Source organism: Helicobacter magdeburgensis (genome assembly GCF_000765825.2).
Taxonomy (GTDB): Bacteria; Campylobacterota; Campylobacteria; order Campylobacterales; family Helicobacteraceae; genus Helicobacter_C; species Helicobacter_C magdeburgensis.
The window spans coordinates 135297-156143 of the sequence record NZ_JRPE02000001.1; the positions used below are offsets into that span (position 1 = coordinate 135297).

General features: G+C 39.2%; 20 protein-coding genes and 1 other RNA gene. 4 read left to right on the plus strand and 17 right to left on the minus strand.

The window, feature by feature from the left end:
* Positions 1-3: 3 nt before the first annotated feature.
* The 4 genes from LS74_RS00700 to htpX form a co-directional block, all read right to left on the minus strand.
* On the minus strand, positions 4-1191 hold the full coding sequence (locus LS74_RS00700) for a porin family protein (RefSeq protein WP_034585647.1): 1188 nt from the start codon (positions 1189-1191) through the stop codon (positions 4-6).
* 176 nt (positions 1192-1367) lie between these two features.
* A complete protein-coding gene (gene folE / locus LS74_RS00705) occupies positions 1368-1946 on the minus strand; it encodes a GTP cyclohydrolase I FolE (RefSeq protein ID WP_034585644.1) in 579 nt (192 codons plus the stop codon).
* Positions 1947-2282: 336 nt separating this feature from the next.
* The gene (locus LS74_RS11610) at positions 2283-2417 is read right to left on the minus strand and encodes a hypothetical protein (RefSeq protein WP_268903677.1); all 135 of its coding nucleotides are present in this window, start codon (positions 2415-2417) and stop codon (positions 2283-2285) included.
* A complete protein-coding gene (gene htpX, locus LS74_RS00710) occupies positions 2414-3343 on the minus strand; it encodes a zinc metalloprotease HtpX (RefSeq protein ID WP_034585639.1) in 930 nt (309 codons plus the stop codon). The genes LS74_RS11610 and htpX overlap by 4 nt, the downstream gene beginning before the upstream one ends.
* A gap of 103 nt (positions 3344-3446) precedes the next feature.
* On the opposite strand from htpX, the gene ciaB reads away from it, so the two are divergent.
* The gene (gene ciaB / locus LS74_RS00715; protein WP_034585637.1) at positions 3447-5504 is read left to right on the plus strand and encodes an invasion protein CiaB; all 2058 of its coding nucleotides are present in this window, start codon (positions 3447-3449) and stop codon (positions 5502-5504) included.
* A gap of 98 nt (positions 5505-5602) precedes the next feature.
* Here ciaB and LS74_RS00720 read toward each other — a convergent pair whose 3' ends face one another.
* Positions 5603-7000, minus strand: coding sequence for a CCA tRNA nucleotidyltransferase (locus LS74_RS00720; protein WP_034585633.1), 1398 nt, complete (start codon positions 6998-7000; stop codon positions 5603-5605).
* A gap of 63 nt (positions 7001-7063) precedes the next feature.
* Positions 7064-8245 (minus strand): FAD-binding protein, encoded by a 1182-nt coding sequence (locus tag LS74_RS00725; protein ID WP_052086371.1) that lies wholly within the window; start codon positions 8243-8245, stop codon positions 7064-7066.
* A gap of 223 nt (positions 8246-8468) precedes the next feature.
* Here LS74_RS00725 and LS74_RS00730 point away from each other — a divergent pair, with 223 nt between their 5' ends.
* Positions 8469-8975 carry a DUF4149 domain-containing protein gene (locus LS74_RS00730; protein WP_034585630.1) on the plus strand — a complete coding sequence of 169 codons (507 nt, stop codon included), beginning with the start codon at positions 8469-8471 and terminating at the stop codon, positions 8973-8975.
* A 43-nt stretch (positions 8976-9018) separates the two neighbouring features.
* Here LS74_RS00730 and flgE read toward each other — a convergent pair whose 3' ends face one another.
* Entirely contained in the window at positions 9019-11175 is a 2157-nt protein-coding gene (gene flgE, locus LS74_RS00735; RefSeq protein WP_034585628.1) for a flagellar hook protein FlgE, read from the minus strand.
* Positions 11176-11353: 178 nt separating this feature from the next.
* On the opposite strand from flgE, the gene LS74_RS00740 reads away from it, so the two are divergent.
* Positions 11354-11794, plus strand: coding sequence for an L-threonylcarbamoyladenylate synthase (locus LS74_RS00740; protein WP_034585625.1), 441 nt, complete (start codon positions 11354-11356; stop codon positions 11792-11794).
* The gene (locus LS74_RS00745) at positions 11795-12049 is read left to right on the plus strand and encodes an RNA-binding S4 domain-containing protein (RefSeq protein ID WP_034585622.1); all 255 of its coding nucleotides are present in this window, start codon (positions 11795-11797) and stop codon (positions 12047-12049) included.
* Positions 12050-12111: 62 nt separating this feature from the next.
* Here the strand turns inward: LS74_RS00745 and LS74_RS11140 are convergent, their stop codons facing one another.
* From LS74_RS11140 to flgL, 10 genes are all read right to left on the minus strand, one after another.
* Positions 12112-12705 (minus strand): alkaline phosphatase family protein, encoded by a 594-nt coding sequence (locus LS74_RS11140; protein ID WP_236096736.1) that lies wholly within the window; start codon positions 12703-12705, stop codon positions 12112-12114.
* A gap of 12 nt (positions 12706-12717) precedes the next feature.
* The gene (locus LS74_RS11145) at positions 12718-12927 is read right to left on the minus strand and encodes a hypothetical protein (protein WP_236096737.1); all 210 of its coding nucleotides are present in this window, start codon (positions 12925-12927) and stop codon (positions 12718-12720) included.
* Positions 12928-12974: 47 nt separating this feature from the next.
* Positions 12975-13952, minus strand: coding sequence for a hypothetical protein (locus tag LS74_RS11150; RefSeq protein ID WP_236096738.1), 978 nt, complete (start codon positions 13950-13952; stop codon positions 12975-12977).
* Between the two features lie 264 nt (positions 13953-14216).
* On the minus strand, positions 14217-15035 hold the full coding sequence (dapF, locus tag LS74_RS00755) for a diaminopimelate epimerase (protein WP_034585619.1): 819 nt from the start codon (positions 15033-15035) through the stop codon (positions 14217-14219).
* 1 nt (position 15036) lies between these two features.
* A complete protein-coding gene (gene coaE / locus LS74_RS00760) occupies positions 15037-15645 on the minus strand; it encodes a dephospho-CoA kinase (protein ID WP_034585617.1) in 609 nt (202 codons plus the stop codon).
* 8 nt (positions 15646-15653) lie between these two features.
* Positions 15654-16442 carry a spermidine synthase gene (locus LS74_RS00765; protein ID WP_034585614.1) on the minus strand — a complete coding sequence of 263 codons (789 nt, stop codon included), beginning with the start codon at positions 16440-16442 and terminating at the stop codon, positions 15654-15656.
* A gap of 95 nt (positions 16443-16537) precedes the next feature.
* An RNA gene (gene ffs, locus LS74_RS11740) (signal recognition particle sRNA small type) lies at positions 16538-16635 on the minus strand.
* A 47-nt stretch (positions 16636-16682) separates the two neighbouring features.
* Entirely contained in the window at positions 16683-17363 is a 681-nt protein-coding gene (gene hsrA / locus LS74_RS00770) for a homeostatic response regulator transcription factor HsrA (protein ID WP_034585611.1), read from the minus strand.
* A gap of 47 nt (positions 17364-17410) precedes the next feature.
* Complete coding sequence (locus LS74_RS00775) at positions 17411-18169, minus strand: polysaccharide deacetylase family protein (RefSeq protein WP_034585608.1); 759 nt, start codon at positions 18167-18169, stop codon at positions 17411-17413.
* Positions 18166-20733, minus strand: coding sequence for a flagellar hook-associated protein FlgL (gene flgL / locus LS74_RS00780; protein ID WP_138128657.1), 2568 nt, complete (start codon positions 20731-20733; stop codon positions 18166-18168). Before flgL ends, LS74_RS00775 begins: the two co-directional genes overlap by 4 nt.
* Positions 20734-20847 lie beyond the last annotated feature (114 nt).

Consider the following 20847-nt stretch of genomic DNA (forward strand, 5'->3'; position numbering starts at 1 on the left):
GGATTAGAAATCCCATTTGATTCTAGCAGCAGCGATAACACCTGTTTCTTTGCCACTAAAGCCTTTAGTCCTGTCAGCCTGATAAGCCGTAGCGTGTGAGCTAATGCCATCTGTTCCCTCAATTGTTTGATAATAACTGATTTGTGGAGCAAAAGTAAAGTTTGAGCTAACTTTGTAAGGAAGCTGAATAAATGCTGAATAACTATGAATCATTGAATCTTTAGTTGCTCCAGAAGCAGTCGTTACAGCCTTTTCTTGTCCTTTTCCACCAAATGTCGCTTGATACCCAGCACCGATAATAACACTCATATCATCAGAAAGCTTTGTGCCAAACTCCACTCTAGCACCCGCTCTTTGTGCATCTAACCCAGCTACATCAAGTGTGGTATGCTGATAAGCACCTGCACTTATTCTTGTGAGTTGCTCGCCATAGAGATTCCCATTTTTACCATAATGTGCCATCATTGAAAGGAAAGAGCCACCAAATGTAGGTTTATAGCCTATCCAAGCGTGATATGCACTTGTCCCATCAGGCACACCAGTTTGAATTGTGCCAGAATTGTAGTATTTATAAGTCGCCGCTACTTTAAAAGTAGGTTTGCCTTTTTCATCGTTGATTGAATAGCTCGCAGCGATACGAGGAGATTCTTGATTTGGCTGCCCATCTTTAGCACCAGCACTTCTTCCATTGCCCACTTTATCTTCCACAAGAGCTAGGCTTAGTCCAGCTACATTATATTGAATCTGAATCTTTCTGCTTCCAGTAGCGATACCACCAAAGCCACTTGAGCCATTGTCGTTGTTAAAGAAGTCGTTTGTAAAGCCATTATCAATCGTTGGCGTATTTGTCTTACCAAATAGGATTGTCCCTGCTGAAGTTGTATAAGATCCCCAATATTGTCTCCAACCTGTGCCTACACCATCTACAGCCACACCATCTTCTACTGCACCCCACTCTACATTTGCTTTAAACTTATCTTTTTGGAATTTCACACCAAATTGTGAGTTATTTTGAATCCCAATAAGGTATCCTGCATCAGCTCCAGCTTTGCCACTTTCACCATAGCCCACATAACCACGGATTGATCCATATACATCAACCTTTGTGTCATCGTTGTTATATACTTCAAAAGCCATTGCTGGCAACACAAGAAGAGCCGATAAAGCACTGCTTACAACTATCTTTTTCATAAAAAACCTCCATTAAGAGTTGTTTAGGATTGTAGTTCAAGTTTGAACTAGTGCCATTATCATTAGAAAATGTATAAAATGTCAAGGCTAAATGTAAAATTTATGTAAAATATGGGCAGAATCCCCACAAACTAAGCACTATTTCACAAAATGTCAAATAAAGATTATCCTTGTTTTTAAGGATTATTCAGCAGTTGCATAAACTCTGCACGAGTTTTAGAATCTTTCTTAAATAGCCCACGCAACGCAGAAGTGATGATGTGCGACTGCCTTTGCTTCCCTCGCATTTCAAGGCATAAATGTCTTGCTTCACATACCACCATTACACCCTTAGGGCTTAGCTCACTCATCAGTGCATTAGCAATTTGCGCTGTAAGCTGCTCTTGAATCTGCAAACGATGTGTGAAAACTTCCGCTAGTCGTGCCAAGCCACTAATCCCCACGAGTTTAGAATCAGGAATATAGCCTATGGATATAAAGCCAAAAAAAGGCAAAAGATGATGTTCGCACATAGAATAAAAGGGCAGTTTTTTAAGCACTATCATTTCATCACATACGCCATCTTCAAAGACACTGCCTAGGGCATCTTTGGGGCTTTGGGCATATCCATCTAGCATTTCTGCAAAGCTTGTAGCAATACGCTTTGGTGTGGATTCTATCCCCTCTCGTTTAGAATCTTCCCCTACAAACGCACATAAAGATTCAAAAAACGCCTTTGAATTTTGCTCTAAGGCTTTATCTTGTGGTGTTTTCATTTGCCACTCCTTTGTAAATTTTGATAATAAGATTTTACCTAAGATTCTAAGCTTTTATCATACCGAAGCGTAAGCTTTAGTTGAGATTCTGCGTTTTTGTCGTATTGAACCTTTGAAAAAAGCGAAGTATCTTTATGTTGTGAGAGAGTGTTTTTACTTTTTTCTTTTCATAAAAAGTGGTTTTGAACGCTAGTTTCTGTTTTTCTGTTTTTTTTTTAAGGGGGAGGGGCTTAAATTGCGAAGTCGCTCCCTCCCCCTTAAAAATCCCCCACCCCTACAACGCTTTTATAGGTTTGCGTTTCACGCGATTTAATTTTACACGCTTAAAGATATACTTTAAGCGTAAGTTAGCCTTGTTGTCGCACCACGAGAGTGGCGAGATTCTGCCATTGTGAAATCGGCTTGAGATTCTGCGTTTTTGGATTTTTCGCTACTCCCGCAAGATTCGCTCAATACTGAATGCCTACTCAAAATCTCTGTCCTAGCAAAGACTTAATACGATTTTGTATGCTAGGATGTGTGCTTAAAATCTCGCTTGTGTCAAAAAGATACGCACTTGCACGCGTAGGATTTGGCTCTGTGTAAGTGTTTTGCGCATAATCTTGGCTAATCTTTTGTAACGCCCTAATCATCGGCTCACTATCTCTCATCAAATACGCCGCACCAGAATCCGCCATATACTCACGATTACGAGAGATAAACAGGCTTAGCACCATTGTAAGCAGTGGCAAAATAAACTGCAACACAAGCAGGATATTCCTAGCTACACGAGCTCCTTGAGAGTTTGAGCTACTGAAATAAAAGGCAAAGATATTCACCCCCAAAAGCATAATATTGCTTAAAATCCCAACACACATTGTAAGCCTCACATCGCCGTGCCGTATATGGCTTAGCTCGTGGGCGATGACGGCTTTTAGCTCATCTTCTTTTAATCGCTCTAAAAGTGTAGAAGTGATAGCAATCATAGAGTTTTTTTCATTCCACCCACTTGCAAAGGCATTCATATATGGGGCTTCTATGATATATAATGCTGGTTCAAAAGGGCAATTTGCACTTTTAAGCAAATCGCTAAAAACGCCATAGAGTGTGGATTCTCTGCGGGAAAGCACGAGATTTGGATTTATGCGTTTATACTCATTGCCACTTAGCATAATGCGTGAAAACTGCCCCACGCTATACATAATCACGCCAAATGCCACAACGCCCATTATAAAAGTGATAAGGGGGAATTCCTGCAAGGTCAGCAAAAGATAGAATCCCTCCTGCAAACTCTCGCTATTTAGCCGAATAATATCCGCCAACAACCCGATAAAAACAAAAATGGCAATATACACGCACAAAACAGCATAGGTTTTAAGCTGATTTTGTCTAATAATGCGTTCAAAACGAGAATCCATAAGCTCCCCTTAAATTCATAAGCCTTTGCTTAACATTTATTCAGCGATATTATGGCAGAGTTTTGCTAATTTATCCCACACAAGCAAAAACTAAGGAGATATTATGGAAAAATCAAAAGCAGTATTTGAAAATGAGCTTACACAGATTTATGAACTAAGCCAGATTCAAAGCAGGGAGATTTATACATTTTTTGACGCTATAACACAGCAGGATTCACCTAAACACAAGATTTTATGTGATTTAAGTAAGCAATGTAACCTTGAACCTAGTCAATCAACCCTTATGGCGTTGTGTGAGCGTATAGTAAATCTGCGAGAAGATAAAATCGTGCAGATTTTACAAACGCAATATGCGGAGAGCGAAAACAAAGAATATGAGATTGACAAAGCACGATATATGCTCCTTGATTTTGTGATGAGATTCTACCAAGGGCAGTTTGAAAGCCTTTTGCAAAGCATAGAGCAAAAGGGGCTTTTAAGTGCTTTTTATAGGGAGATTCTATCTAGCACACATCGCGTTGGACTTGCGATGAATGGCTTTTTTGTATCGTGGCAAAAACGACTGATTGATAAGATAAACCGAGACTTTGAGAAAACATATAGCTTCGTAGAATCTCCCGCAAACCTAGATTCTGCAGAAATATCTTGTGATGATTTTTTGGGCTCTCAAGGTGGGGGTGAAGGGAGTTTGCTCAATGCAAATGACCAAGCCAACACCGCAGACTCCCACAAAAGCACACAAGAGACAAGGCAGTTTCTAGAATCTAGCCTTGATAGAGATGAAAATGGCGTGTATATCGGGCGGTGCTACTCTATCCCATTGCAAGTTGGCACAAAGTTTATCTCACAGCCTTATATCAAGGCATTCCCACAAGAAGTGGAGTGTATTATTAAATCTTTGAAGCAGAGTATTGAAAATCTTAGTTTGCTAGAAGATTCTATATATCACGTAAAAGATGCTTATATTACCTATTTTAACGCACTTATAAAAGCGTGGAGAGAGAGTGAAAGCCAAAATCTCATCAAGCAATGGCAGGAAGTAGATTTAGCGTGGATGGCTATCAAAACACCTTTGCAAATCGCTCACCCCTTTGAATATTATGAAGATATTTATCGCCATAGTGTCGCACCAGAGTGGGATTTACGCCTAGAAAATAAAAAGAATGAAACAAAAAGCTATGCTAAAAATCTTGTGGGGGCAATGTTTCAAAGCTTGAGCCAAGAATTAGAGTTAGATTTTAGGCTTTATAATGCCATTACTTGTGCATTTAAGCAAACAAGCTTGTATAACTCACTGCCGCTTTTGTATTATGGAGCGGAGAATAATGGGCTATTTTCCGCACAAGTGGTGCCAAATGATGAGACAATCTCCAGTCAAAAGGGCAAAAAGATCTTTGCTTTCCCAGATAGAATCATCAATCAAGCTAAAGCCAAACCGCAGATGAAAATTAATGTAGAATTTTTCGGGGCAGAGCTTTTGGAGAAGTGGCGTGAGATTTTATTTCATAATGAAAGGCTTTGGCACTTTGTGTATGACATTAGCACGAATGGACACGAATTTGGGCATATTTTGTGGGTGGATTGGCAGAGTGAAGGGCTTATGAATATTGATGGAGAGTTCAAAAATATAGAAGAATTTAAGGCTACTTGCGGTGGGCTTGTAGCGTGGTTTTTACACTATGAGAAAGCAAAAAATATGGGGCAAGATTCTGCGGATTGCAAAGATTTGAAAGAGATTCTTGCTTATGAAAAAAGTTTAGGGGGAATGGATAAAATTTTAGAATCTTTGCTTGAAGATCACATTAGGCGTTGTATTGGGCTTATGGCGTGGAGAGAGAGCTTGGAAGTTCGGGCGTATTATTGTGAGGGGCTATTGCATTTAAGCGGATTATTTGAAAGCGGGGCATTAAGCTTTGATAAGGCACAAACACCGCATTTGCAGATTCACAAAGAACATTATGTTAGGCTCATAGAGTGGTATCAGCACACTTACACATCTTTGGCTAAGCATTATATACAAAAGCTCCCAGCAAATGCGTGGCTTGAACGCTTTATCAATCGCAATGGCTATCACGCTACAAATCCGCAAGTTAGATCTTTTGCTGACTTTTATTGGGAGCGGTATAAAAGCATTGGCAATGAGATTTACTCGCCTTTGTAAAAATTGTAGAATGGTTAGTTTGTGTTTGTAGATTCTACAAACACTTAGCCTTTAAATATATTTTGACGCACTCTTAGCACAAAAATAACCTTACTAAACTAGCCCCTTAGCTCCCCTGCCCTTATCAGCAAAGCTTCTCTAGAGTGCTTTAATTTTTCACTTGCAATCTCTTCTAACAATATCTGCAAGATTCTGCCTATGTCCTTCCCCACAATACCTAGAGCCTTTAAGTCATCGCCCTTCACACACAGCTCCTTTAGACTTAAAGGCAGGTTTGAATCTAGCACCTGCTCCATAGCTTTTTGAAACTCTTTAAGTCTCTTTTGAGTTGAATCTTGCGTTGAATCTTGAGCCACCACCGCCATTTTTAGCCTTATCATATCACGCAAAATCCGCTCTCCGCTAATAGATAACTCCTTATCCCCACTCATTTTCTCACTTGCACAGCCCCGCTCCAAATGCCCAAACTCCCTAGTCTCCCTACCGCCAAGGGCGATAATCCGCTCTGCTATCTCCTGCCTATTTGTCTCAAGGGGTATCTCACACGCTTTTAGAATCTCACTCACATACCGCCTTGTTTTATTATCAAATTTGAGAGATTCTAAAATCTTATCCACCTTATCTCTTTTGCTTGTTTTGTCCCCATCACACACTTGAGCTAAAAATAAAGCCCATACAAATGCTTTAGATTCCATATTTTGTGGTAATCTTACTTCCAGTCTTTCAAAGCTTATCATTCCGCCAAATGCTACATTCAGCACATCACTATACTTACGCATAATTTTTTCCGCCGCCCTGCCACATAAAAGCTTTGTAAGCTCATCTCTTATGCGTTCTTTTGAGATATAGCATAAATTCTTAGCACATTCTCGCAGTGCAGAATCTGTGTGCGATTCTATCTCAAAGTCCAAAGTCGCAGCAAAACGCAAGGCACGCAAGATTCTTAAAGCATCTTCATTAAAACGCAAATACGCCTCCCCCACACACATAATCTTACGATTGATAATATCCCTTAGCCCACCTACCTTATCAATTAGCCCCGTTTGCGGCGAATACGCAAGGGCATTCATCGTAAAATCCCGCCTTTGCAAATCCAGCTCTAATTCAGTAGTAAATCTCACACTATCAGGTGCGCGTTTATTGCTATAAGCCCCCTCTATGCGAAAAGTGCTTATCTCATAAACTTCACTATTATAAATCACGCTTATCGTGCCGTGCTTTAAACCTGTGGGGATTGTGCGGGGGAAAAGCTTTATCACTTCACTTGGCAGGGCAGAAGTAGCAATGTCATAATCACTTGGCAAATTTTGATAAGCTAAATCACTTTTAAGCCCCGCATTATCGCTACATTCTAAAGTATGTAAAATCATATCACGCACACACCCACCGACAATATACACCTTATACCCTTGCATTTGTAATTGAGAAAGGATAAACTCCACGCTTTCAGGCAGTTGTGGGGTGAAATCTTTAGGATTGAAGTGAGATTCTGACATTACTTAGAATCTCGCCTAGATTCTAAATGTGTTTGCAAACTAAAATCTAAGCCAGATTCTAAACTAGATAATCTTGCCATTTTCTAGCCCTTTTCTTAAACGCAATAGCCCAAATCGTAAAATCAACCGCCGAATGCAAGGCACAAACATAAAAGGATAACGGACATAATGCCGAAATAAAGTTTTCACAATAAGCATTCTAGCCTTTGCCCTATACGCTTTATGCAGGGCATTGTGAATCTTATCGGCAGAATGCAGGGCATTTATATCACAAGTATTTAAAACACTAGCTAGAATCCTAGAGCTATTCATCGCTCCACTTATGCCCTCCAGTGTGCTTGCGTTAATAAACCCAGCTGCCTCACCGATTAAAAACACGCCACTATGCCCTAAGACAAAATCCTTTAGCCTTGTAGGTTGCAGCACCAAACACGCCTCCTTTTTTAAAGGCTTCCCAAAGATAAAGCCCAAAGTGCGAAGTCGCTCTATCTGTGTGCGGAATCGCTCTTGGCAGTTTGCGTGTGGATACGCCCCACCGAAGATAAAATAGCTATTTTTTGACATACTCCAGCTATAACTTGGCGTAAGTTCTTTATCAAAAATACAAGAAAGCATAGGGGCGTTATGCTCCTTATACCATTCTTGGATACACACAAACGACTTTGTCTTAAGCTGTGGGTAGAGATACCGCCGTAAATGGCTCTTTGCCCCATCAGCACCGATGATAATCTTAGCCTTACAAGTAAAATCCTGCGATATTTTAGCATTCTTAGAATCTTGGCGTTTAAAATGGAGCGTGTAGATTCCATTTTCACCTTGCTTGAGACTTTTAAAATACGCCTTATGAAAGGTAGAAATATGACTAGGAATGCGTGATTTCTGCCATAAGTCAAAGGCGTGTCGCTCCATATTAATGTAGCCTTTTTGAATGTAGGAGGCGTAAGGGTAGCCATAATCAATGGTATTGATGGCAAAAATTTGAGGCTCTACAAGTAAGCGTGTGGGAAGATTTAGCCCTTGTGTAGCAAATGCTTTCTGCCCACCCTCAGATAGTAGCCCACCACAAGGCTTATGAAAACTCTCATCAAAGCAATCCCCGCTAGAATCTTTTTTATCAATAGCGATGACCTTGAGATGAGATTGTAAAAGTGAGGCGAGATTACTCCCTGCCACACCTAAGCCGATGATGGCTATATCAAACTCCCCCAAATCCCGTGTCTCTTTTGACATTGTATTTTCACGCATTACCCTATCCACAATCCTTTCTAAAATCTTTCGCCTTATTCAAAAATAAGGCAAGGATTTTAGCATAGTTTCATTAAATGCTTTTTGTAGGGCAGGAGTCTTAAAACTAAAATTACAAGCTTGTTCTTTCAATATTTTTTACTTACAACAACCAGTATCCAAATCGAATATTTTAAATTTAGATTCTTTATTTATAATAATGAAAATCATTAAAGGAGAACAAATGAAACTTTACAAAACTTTTCGCATTCTTGATTCTATCTATGGGCTAATGCTTAGCATTGGCGTTGGGTGTATTATTGCCTGTGCGTTTGCAGCAGCGACAATCTTTGGTGCTTCTAGCTTTTTGCCACAGCTTTCAATCAGCGATAGTGGCTTACTTATGGGAAAAATCTTTGAAAAATGCAATGTGTATTTCAATATTCTAGCTATTGTCATTATCATTTATGAGCTTGCCACATTTTTCACAGCTAGGCTTTTTGCTTATAGCACACAGCGGCAATTGTGGCTTTTACTCGGTGGGATAAATGTCATTCTTATCTTTCTTTTTACACTTTATTACACGCCTTACATAATGGAATCTCAAGCTCTAGGGAGCTTTGGCACACCTGAATTTGATTCTATGCATAAGCAAAGTGAAATGGTTTTTAAGATTTTACTTTTCACACTTTCTTTAAGTGCGATATGGAGAGGGATTATCGGCTCTAAGCCTTTTAATGCGTGTAAATAACAGATAAGATTCTATGTCTCAACATAGAATCTATACCATAAAATTATTGCTTAAGATTTAAAAGCGTGTTAAGAATCTGATCTGAAGTCGTAACCGCCTTTGAGTTGGCTTGGAAGCCCCGCTGCACGACAATGAGTTGCGTTAAGCTTCGGCTCAAATCCACATTACTCATCTCCAGCTTACTTCCACTCACACCGCCTCTTCGCCCTGTGTTTGCCGCACCAATCATCGGCTCACCGCTATTTCCTGTCTGTGAGAACACATTCCCACCTTCAGCTTGCAAACCAGTATTGTTAGCAAAGTTTGCCAACGCTACTTGTGCTAGGGCGATTGAGCGTCCATTACTAAACGCCCCAAGCAACGAGCCATTTGAGTCAAAGCGTATATCCATCAAATCTCCAGCTTGATAGCCATTTTGATTGATCGCATAAGTTTCAGAGATTTTATCCACGCTCGTTAAGCCCCCAAAACTCTCATTCGCACCAAATTTTAATTCAAGCCTTTGAGGTCCTTTACTTCCATTTTTAGGGTCAAACTGCAATACCGGCGGATTCATACCAGAGAGTGAACCATCGCTATTAAATGTCGCTCTCCCACCCTCAAAGACATTAGGCTTAGTCGCGGAACCGCCGACAAATTGTGCAGGTTCAGGCACCACAGCCCTAAAACTCCATACCGCATCGCCTGTCTTCCAAAACTCAAAGCGGATATTATGCTTACTTCCCAAACTATCCACAATATCCACACTCGTGGCGTGTGTAGCTTTATTAATCTTGCCTGTATTGACAGCCGAGCCACCCTCAATAAGTGAAGCGGTATTTAATGCCTTAAATGTTTCTTTGAAAAGGACATTGTTTGTTACATTATCCGAAAAGTGGCTTGTTACATAAAGGCTTAGGTTGCGTTGCTCATCATCAGCATCATCACCATTTGTGATTTCAAACATACCCCAGCGATTAAGCGTTACAGCCACGGAAGCGGTGCTTTCTTGGTAGGTTTTTTCGGGATTTTTAATCATATTTGCATCATATTGGATAAGTGCTCTTAAATCCTCTGTCGTTCTAAACTGCCCTGTTGTAGAATCTGCATCTTCGGATTTTGTATAGCGGTATCTAAAGGCGGTAATATCCTCTTCACCCTTCACAAAATTTTGGAACACACCTGTGCCATCAGCGGTAATGCGGACATTTTTAACTTTCTCTCCGCCGTCCATTTGATTGCGATTTTCAATCCTTAGCTGCCCCGCATCCACATAAGCACTTACACCTGTTTTATCCCGCAGTGAGTTAATTGCATTTTGTGCCGCCACAATGGAGCTAACACCCGTTATTGCAGAATTGTTAGAAAAGCTTACTTTTTCACCATTAATGCCTATGGTGCTGACTTCATCGGTTGCCACGGTATCGTGCTTAATCACAGCAGTTTTATAGCTCATCCAAATGCCCTGATTTTCATTCAACGCAAACGCATCGCCATCATCATTGAATAAAACACCCATATCCTCGCCCACTTGCATAAGCACACCACGAGAATCATACACCGGCTGAATCCCATCAGCTGCCGTCCTAGCAGTAGAATCTAGTGCTGCTACCTCTTGCATTTGTTCAATATGTCGCCCTGCGTTAAGATTAGCCCTTAGAGTAATAGTCTTTGTCGCACGTGCTGGCATAACCATACCCGGGTCAATTTGGATATTTCTCACCGGTCCTGTGTTATCCACTCTAAAAAAGTCAAAATCACTCATTGTGCCAGATTCAGCCGCTTCAAGTGGAGGACGCACCCAGCCTTGCACGACATAACCACCTGTTGTTACAAGATTCCCATTAGCATCAAAGAGAAACTCTCCATTACGCGTATAATTGTGCGTTGTCCCGCGGTCTGGCGAGATAATGAAAAATCCATCACCCTCAATGGCAATATCAGTTTTCACATCGGTATTTTGCGTATTCCCTTGTGAAAAAACCTTTGTCGTCGCATCAATCCCAACACCCAAACCGATTGAGAAGTCATTCTGCCCTCCTAGCCCATTTTTGTAAGGTGAAGTAGCAATCAGCTTAATTTGAGATAGCATATCCACAAATGACGCCCTTGAGTATTTAAAACCAACGGTATTCACATTGGCAATGTTGTTACTCTCCACATCAAGTGCGATTTGATGTGCTTGCATACCGCTAACACCCGACCATAAAGACCTTAACATATTGTATCCTTTCCATTAAAATCTGCGATATTCACACAAAATGATAAGCAATAGATATTCCAAAAATACAAAAATTTAGAAAAAATTTTTACAATTTTTAAAAACACACATCTCAAGGGGATTATTTATCTTATGCTAAGATTTTAAAGTTTTTAATTGAGATTCCAAGGAATTTATGATGGAGCAAGATTCTATATTTTTAGCACAATGCGATACCACAGCGGGATTATTAAGCAAGAATCCACAGATTCTAAACTTACGCAAATCACGCCCCAAATCTCAAGCCCTGCTTATAGAATCTTATAATTTAGAGCATTTAAAAACCTTAGTGCGTTCGCCAAACAAGCATAAAAACACGATTCGCAAAGCTAAAAATAGCACCTTTATTTACCCTAATGGCAAGGCGGTGCGAGTAGTAAAAGATGAGCTTCATTCACGCTTCTTGCGAGATTTTCAAATGCTTTGCTCCACTTCGGCTAATCTCACGGGAAAAAGTTTTAATAAGCAATGGGCGTATGAAGTATGTGATGTGATTGTGTGTGATAGGCGGGGCTTTAGTGAATCTAGCCCATCAAAGATGTATAAAATTAATCATTCTAAGATTCAAAGGAAGCGATAAATGCGTGTTGATAAATTTTTAAGCAGTGTGAATATTTTGAAAAGGCGGAGTATTGCCCAAGATATGTGCGATAATGGTGTCGTAAAGATTAATGGTAATGTGGCTAAAAGCAGCAAGGAAGTGCGTGTGGGGGATAGAATCTCACTTCATTATTTAGAATACACAAAGCACTATGAAGTCCTAGCCCTGCCCACGACAAAGACGATTCCCAAAAGCAAAAGCAGCGAGTATTTTAAGGAGATTTTTGAATCCTAGTTTCTAAACACCCTTAGATTCTAGACATTTCTAAATTCTCTTACACAACCTAGCAATCTATCTTAATGCTCTATCCCATCAATCTTAAATGTGCCGTTTTTGACAGATTCTGTGATGTCTTGCCAACTGCTTTTATCATAAACATTGCCTTTAACTTGAAAATAATGATTGATAAGCCACTCATTCTTTTTGTGTAAAGAGATGTCCCAATGAATAGGGATTGTGCTAATAATATTTCTATTTTTAGGATAGTTGCTAAGAATATTTTTTGGCACATTAGGACACCCATTAGGCAGATTATCGCAAAACATACTTGGACTATCATAGTTTGCCATAAGTCTGGAATCTAGTTTTAACTTTCCACTTGTATTAAAATCTTTAAACAAAAATAATGAGACAGGACGATGCCCCTTTTGACTTACAGAATATGGTATCCCAATATCATCAAATCCGCTATGATCGCTTACTACAAAAATCTGTGTGTTGTCATAGATTCCATTTTCTTTGAGCCATTGCACAAAATCGCTAAGGTAATTCAAAGCACAAGCTTCCGTATCATAATGCCGAAAATATACCCTCTCATATTCTTTAACAACATAGTTCATCATATCTTTATGCGGATATGTATCAAAAATAGAATCCTGCGTAAAAGGCACATATTCACCATTTTAAAAAGATAATGTATAAGGCAAATGTGTCATCAATGAGTGGAGATATTTAAAAGTTGGCTTTTTAGATTCTGTGTTGTGTAAATGCGTAAAGGCATAAAATGATGATGCAAATTCTAGGGCTGCTTGTTGATTTGAAAGATTTTCATCTCCTAATAGCCACCGCTCCACCATTGTAGATTCTAGGGCGAAAAAACAGCTCCGGAGCAAAGCGAAATAAACCAGTATGAAGAAGCAAAAACTTTACTCCATCTTTTTTAGCCAAAATCTGCTTGCTCATTCTTTCTTTTATATATGGATTGGAATTGTAATAATAGCTCGCATAAGCACGAGCGTTTTGTATAAGCGTTATGTTGTTGTTGTATATTTTTTACCTTGTCAAATCTTGTTGAAAGATCTGCCATAAAATACCCCACATCATAGCCGTTCTTTACAAAAGTATCACCTATAACACCAAAGGCTTCAGTGATACTATCATCAAGATTATCTTTTCTGGCATTCATATTATATACAGCATAATGCTCCCCGCCGATAAGCGTAGCAATACTATGAATAGTAGAGTTTGTCGTAGATATAGCGTTATCAAATAGCACAAAGCCATCAAGCTGTGTTTTAAACTCTGGGAATTGCTCTAAGAGTGGATGCATATGTGAGCCACTAAACATATCAAGCACCATAACTATGATATTCTTTTCAGTCTTAGAGTAAGAGAATAATTCTTTTTCATAAGGTTGCAGATTGTTTAAATCTTGAATATTCTGGGCGTGAGAATATTTTGCATAATCTTGTAAAGAGTGTGCTATACCTATAAAATAATAACTACTCATAACAAAAAGTGTAACAAATAATATACCCCATATCTGTTTAAGCCATTTTGTCATCAATAAACAAAAGATTATAGAAACACATACTGCAAGAATAAAACAGACATATTTTTGAATCCTTAAATCAGGATTGGCAAAGTTTGGTTTTTGAAATATAAAATGATCCATCGCTCCATAATCACCCACGATTACAAATGTATATACAAGCCCTATACAGAGAATGACACTTACACCCCAAACTCCAATCTTAAGCAATCTTGTCTTATAAAAGAAGCTTGTGAAGTAAATTAATCCAAATGAAGAGAGAATAAAAAAGCCAAATAATGCTCCTAGTGTTTGATATGTTTGGCTTATGTCAAATTGTGATACATCACTACCATAAATAGCATAAGGGCTAAAGACGCATATCATAAAGCAGATATTAAGAATAGCTAGAATGCTAATATTGCGATAGGTTGTGTAGGTTTTAGAATCTATGGCAGCGTGTGGGGTGAAAATGTTGAAAAGAATGGTTTTGAGTTTGGTGTTTTTAAATCGTATCCTAGCCTGTGAAAATTTGTCTTTATGAAAGAAGCTATCTGCCGTATCTTAGCTACATTTAAATCTTTTTCTACATTGAGGTTATACCCCCCCCCCCCCGCTGTTTAATATGTGTATTTTTCACTCATCTCTCCTTTATATAGAATTAAGCCACTCACAAATGGCGATGCGTTGGACTTTGCCCTTAAATAAAATATGCTGATTTTCTGTCATTTGTAGCTCTAAAATCTCATTGCTTGGTGGGATAAGCAAAGCCTTTTTCCCACACAAGCCTAGCCTTAAAGCCATAGCAAATACCGCAGCTGCACCCGTCCCACACGCTTGGGTAATGTCCTCCACTCCCCTTTCATAAGTCATATACAAAATCCTGCTTCTATCGCTACTTTCATCAATGTAGGCAAGATTCACATTCGCATTATATTTTTCACGCAAAGCCCTTAAAAGCTCATCTTTTAAGTATGTCAGCATTTTTTTATCATTCACAAAGCCCACAAGGTGTGGCACTCCACTATCAAGTAAAGCCCACGATTTAACGCCGTAAGGATTAGATTCTACTATGTGTTCTTCCACAAGCTTATAAGCACCCAAATCGCTTTGCACTAAGCTGGTATCACTCTCATCTATTGTAATCCCTATAATCCCAGCCTGACTTAAAAAGCTATGCTTCCTAGGAGCTATGCCCTCCACAAATGCGTAATGCCCGATACTCCTACTCGCATTACCACACATTTTAGCCTTTGAGCCATCAGCGTTGTAAAACTCCCACTCATACGCATATTTTTTAGAATCTTTAGAATCCTGCCCCAGCAAAAGCACAACCATACCATCAGCACCAATACCATTATGTCGCTCACATACACGCTTTGCAAGGCTAGAACGCCCCCCATTGTCGCGTTCAAAACTTTGAAAAATCAAAAAGTCATTGCCACTGCTACTATATTTAATAAAACGCATACTAACGCCTATATGATGGCAAAGATTGTAAATAAGATTCTAGCCGTTGCTGCAAGGAACGCAAATCTCCATCATTACCTATAATATCATCTGCCAAGCGACATTTCTGCTCAATAGGAATCTGCGCCTCTAGTCGTGCTGTGGCATCTTCAAGGCTTAGATTATCACGCTTTATGATTCTAGCAATGGCTTTGTCTTTTGGCGTATAAACCACAAGGGAGCGTGCCACAGGGTAAGTCTCCTTGCCACCAACTTCAAAAAAAAGTGGAATGTCCAAAAAATACCACACACCCTTTTCCTCAAGCTGCCACGCTTTTGAGAGAATCTCAGCTTGAATGGGCGGATGCAGAATATTTTGAAGTTTTTCACGCTCCTTAGATGAACTAAAAATAATTTTTCCTAATTTTTTACGATTAATTTTTCCATTCTCATCTGCAATAGAATCTCCAAATGCTTTAAGCACTTCCACCGCATACTCATCAAGCATTTTGTGAGCTATGCTATCCCCACATACACTCTCATATCCATACAATGAAAGAAAGCTCACAAGTGTGCTTTTTCCACTCCCAATAGATCCTGTCAATGCAATAGCATAACGCAGCTCCCCCATTTTACCCCCTAAAAACGTGCAATACCATTAAGTTTATCAAATAAAAAGTTTGGCAGCACAAAGGCATTTTCGTGAATCTTGGCATTATAATATTGCAACTGCGGAAGAAGATCTATCTTTTGCAAAAGCATATCCGCACAAGGGTGAAGCCTTTTAGAAGCAAAAATATAACTCTTATCGCTCAAAATGCTGATGTGCGAGAAAAAAGGCATAATGATTTGAAAAAAATCCTCGCAATATTTGAGAGATTCAATAAATAGATTTTCTTCAAGCAAAGGGTGATGATTACGGATAATCAAAATCCCCTCACTTGTCAGCATACGCGATAAGCCATCAATTTGATGTTTATTCAAAATAGAATCTGCGATGATAACATCATACTTTTTAATCTCTAAGTCCATTGCTTGAGCTACAAGCCTAAAATCTTTATGCTGCATAACCTGATGAAAATGGGGCAAAAAGCTCATCAGTGAATCTAAGCTCTTTCTGTCCCCTTGCACACAATCAACGCTTACATTGTGTTTCAAACATTCATAAGCAATCTCAAGATTAAAACTATCAAAAAGCAATACATTTTTTGGCTTTTGGATAACGCAAAGTGGAATATGAGAGAGAAGCTCAGATTCTATATAGAGATATTTTTTAAGCATTAAATGCTTTTCATCAATCATCGCTACTTCATCAAAATCAGCACTCTTAAAAATCTCTACAATATGTGTGCTACGAGAATCTACAAGCTTTCTTTCAATGGTGTATTCCTGCCTAAAATTTGAAGTGAGTTGTCGTGTAATCCACATAACAAAAAAACCTTTCAACATTAAATCTCAAGGGCTAAACTCTACAAAATATTTTTAAAGATGAAGTTAATAGCGAGTAAATGAGTCCTAAAAACTCCCTTGCAGGTGCTTATGGCACACAAAATTACAAGATGCTCTGCTGTGTTCCCACCCTGAAGCGTTGTCTTGCAAACTTATTGCATAAGTCTGCAAGGAAGCGGTGGAATTATATCTTAAAGTGCTTAAAAGTGATTGAAGAAATTAGCTCTCGCTTGGTTTTTTAGGATAACAAAAGCGATAGCCCCTGCGGCGAACAGTCTCAATCGTGCCGATATTAAGAGGTTTATCCATTTTTTGACGAATCTGATTAATCGCCACTTCAATGACATTTGGTGTTACAAGCTCTGGCTCCTCCCAAATCGCATCAAGCAGTTGTTCTTTTGAAACGATTTGATCACGATGGCGTGCAAGGTGGGTAAGCACCTCAAAAGGTTTGCCTTTAACCTCAATCTCTTGCCCCTTATATGTAATTTTCTCTTCATCTGGGTTAATGACTAAATCCTCAATTTCAATCACACTTGAACCCCAAAATCGCAATCTAGCCTGAATCCTAACAAGCAAAACTTCAGCATTAAAAGGTTTAGAAATAAAGTCATCAGCTCCTTCTTTAAATGCGTGAAGTTCATTTTCAACAGAAGACTTGCTAGACATTATCACAACAGGTGTGCGTGGGGATTTTTCTTTCACTTGAGAGATAATATCAACTCCGCAACCATCTGGTAAATCCCAATCCGATAGCACCAAATCATAGTTACGAATACTGATAAAGTATTCCCCATCTTTTAGATTCTCCGCAATATCAGTTTGGTAGCTATGCCCATTTAACATATCCTCAATACTCTTGCACAAAGCCGAATCATCCTCAATGACTAAGATTCTCATTTTCCTTTCCTCTCAATACTTAAAATTAGCTTCAATTATAGCATAATTTATAATAACAATTTCCCAATTCTAAAATTTCTTGTGCTTGAAGTAGCAAACAACACCTTTTTAAACCAAAAAAGATTATCTTTCACATCAAAACGCTTAAGTGCATCATTACTTTCTTCTACTTGATTTAAGCCACCCTGCATTGTGTAAAACGCTTCATAGCCCATACTCTTAGCTGTGCGGAGCAAACCTTGATTATAGTTTCCATCTGGCCAAGCTAGGTGTTTTGTATCCACACCAAGCTGTTCTTTAATCAAGCGTTTTGAGAGTTCAAAATCATCGTGCCACGACACAGACACGACATTTGAAAACTGATAAGTATGCGTCATAGAGCCGATACTAAATACATCTTGCATTTTACACACCTCTTCCCAATTACACATCACACTTCTTGGGCTATGCAAAAGCGTATTTTTACACTCACTATGTGGGATAGGCTGATATTCTTGCTTCTGCTTTGAAGATTCATCTATCCACTCTGTTACCACAAAAAGCCCCGCCTTCACCCAATGATGTTTTAATACCTCATAGGCATTTTGGTAAATATCCCTCCACGCCCCATCAAATGTAAGAAGCACACATTTTTGCGGTAGCTCCATCTGTCCTTGTTTGATGGCTATCATATCATCAAGGCTTAAAAAAGTGTAAGATTTTTTCTGCAAATACTCTATCTGCTTTTCAAAAACTGCTAATGAAACACTGTGAGAATCTTGCATATCACGGATATGTGTGTAACGGAGTATAGGAATACAATTCATAGATAATTCACCAATGACATTTGATTAATACGGCTTGTTGAAGCAAGCACAGCATTGTAATTTGTCGTAAGGTTTGAGAAGTGATTATAAGTCTCTGCAACATCAGTGCCAATAGTATCACTCTTAATGGATTCTATTTGCACACGCAAGACTTCATTGCGTCTAATGACATTCTCAAAACTCCTGCTATGCGCGCCATTAAGTGCTATCATCTTTTCTATATGATCGCTTAAATGCCCAAAAAGTTCAATGCCATTTTGAATCCCCTTATTCCGCATTTCACTTGTATATTCGTCCCCAAACGCGTCTGGGCGATACACCCCTGCCCTTACAGCCTCAATAATACCATCAAGGGATTTGAAAAAATTCACATCAGGTTCATCAATAGTGAGTGCATTATTGGCATTAAAAGTCAAAGAAGAGCGGTAGTTGCGTATTCCCTGCTCACTAAAATCATTACTTGCATTATCATACATCATAAATTTCATACGCGACACAGAACGCATTTCATCACTTATCTCAATACGCCCATCTTGTGTCAAATACGCACTTACACGCCCTTTTGTCTGGGCTAGAAGCGATTCATAGGCATTTTTGCCTTCTTGCGTTGGCACACCCTTTTGAGCTTGGGCGTTTTGATAATACTCCATAGGCTGATTGCTATAATTAAGGGCAATGTTAATCGCATCAAGTAGTTGCCGATAGGACACATCATCGGCTTTGCTGATTGTTACTGCTGGTGGCTCATCGTGGGGATTATAAAGTGGGATTGAAAACTCCGCTTGAGACTTTGGATCATTCAAGTCAAAATCCGCATTAGGCAAGACAAGATAGCTCCCCTTATTGCTAAACTCAATACGCGCATTAACAGGGATTCCATTATGGTCTTCAAGCACGAGATGATAGGTCTGCCCATCTAAACTTCCCCCAGCCACAGCAGAAAGCTTTGTCTCATCATTCGCATACCCCATACCATTTGCTAGAATCTGCGATACATTAGAGATAAGCTTTGAGCCTTGATTATCAAAGCTGACTTGATCATACTCTGTGCGATAGTCCCGCCTTATACCCTTTGTCTCTAGCCCCATATCATTAAGCGTTGTGAGAGAGAGACTAAAGCCACTAGGACCATTATATGGCGGATTCATCATATCCCTATCTTTATGCGTTACATTCATATCACGCAGCACAAGCTCCCCACGGATAATCTCGCCTTCAACCTTGCCGCCAAAATGCTTTTTAATCATAGCAAGTAAATCCTGCACTTCTAAATCATCACTCACCGCCACACTTAAAGCTTCAATAGGCTCTTCATTAATCGTGCCATCATCGTGATTTGGGCGAGTCCCTGCTATCACAAGTGTGCTTACATCTTCATTTAGCACATCTTTGAGCTTTGTATTAAGCGTAGCAGGGAAGTTATCCTTAGTCAGCAAGGTTGAAGGGAAAGTGAGATTTCTGTGATCATAATTATCTTTTATCGCCTCAAGATGAGATTGTGAAAATTCCCCCATAAATGGGCTTTTTTGAAAACTCGTAACCCTAGCTCCAAGGGCTGGAAGATCATCAAGATTCTCAACATCCATATCACTTGATATAAGATTGAAATCCAAATTCGCATTACCGGGCTGAAGATTCTTAATCTCAATCTGCCCCCAAAAATTCAGGCTCACATCAACAACTTTATTCTTGCTTGTATTCCCAAACTCCTTGCCTATTTTATCTAACAAGTCCTGCACCTTTGTGGCGTTATTTGGATTCTTATAGCCCACATCAAAGTCAAATTTACTCTTAAAGCTTGTGCCATCTGGTCGCACACCGCGTAAGTAAAAATACTCCTTGCCATTGTTACTTGTGTCATCATCGTTATCACCTAGCAAATCACGCAAGGTATCCCCTGCCTTAATATACACTTCTTCGGGTATATCACCGCGTTTAATCCTATCCATAATGTCGTTATTCAGCTTTGTTTGATTAAATTTGCGGATATTTGTAGTGATACTCTTATGATGGTCAGAATCTCGCCCAAAAAACAGCTCCTGCCCCGTGATATTATAAGGTATAGGATTATTGTTACTTACCAATGCTTCCAAAGTTTCATCATTGCCCTTATATGTGCCATCAGGCTCAAAAGGGCGGATTTTGACATTACTCCCGGCAAAGAGAAACTCCCCACCAATAGAAGTATTAGCAATATTTATCATATGATCTTTAAGCTTTTCTAAGTCCCTAGCAATCGCCTCGCGTGAAGTAGGAGAGTGAATATCATTTGCCGCTTGAATAAGCTTTGTATTAAACTGCTCGGCGGTTTGGGAAAGCTCTGCTAGAGCCTTATCGGTATTAAGCGTAGAAGTATAGGCATCATTACCCACATCAATGCCTTGATCAAGATTGATTTTTTCATATTCAAGCTTGAGATTCTGATTAAACACACTACTATCTTGGTAACCATACTGAATCTTAAGCCCCGAAGCAATCTTAGTATTTATATCCATAAGTTTGCTTTGCATCGTGCCTTGATAATAATTCATTTGGTTATACTTCGTGCCAAATGTAACTCTCATTGTCCTATTCCTTGCATATTTTTCGTCCTTGAAACAACTCTGCCTTATCTATATCGGCACTTTAAGCAAAAACAATACCTTTTTACTATCTAAAGACTTAAATTAACAGAATCT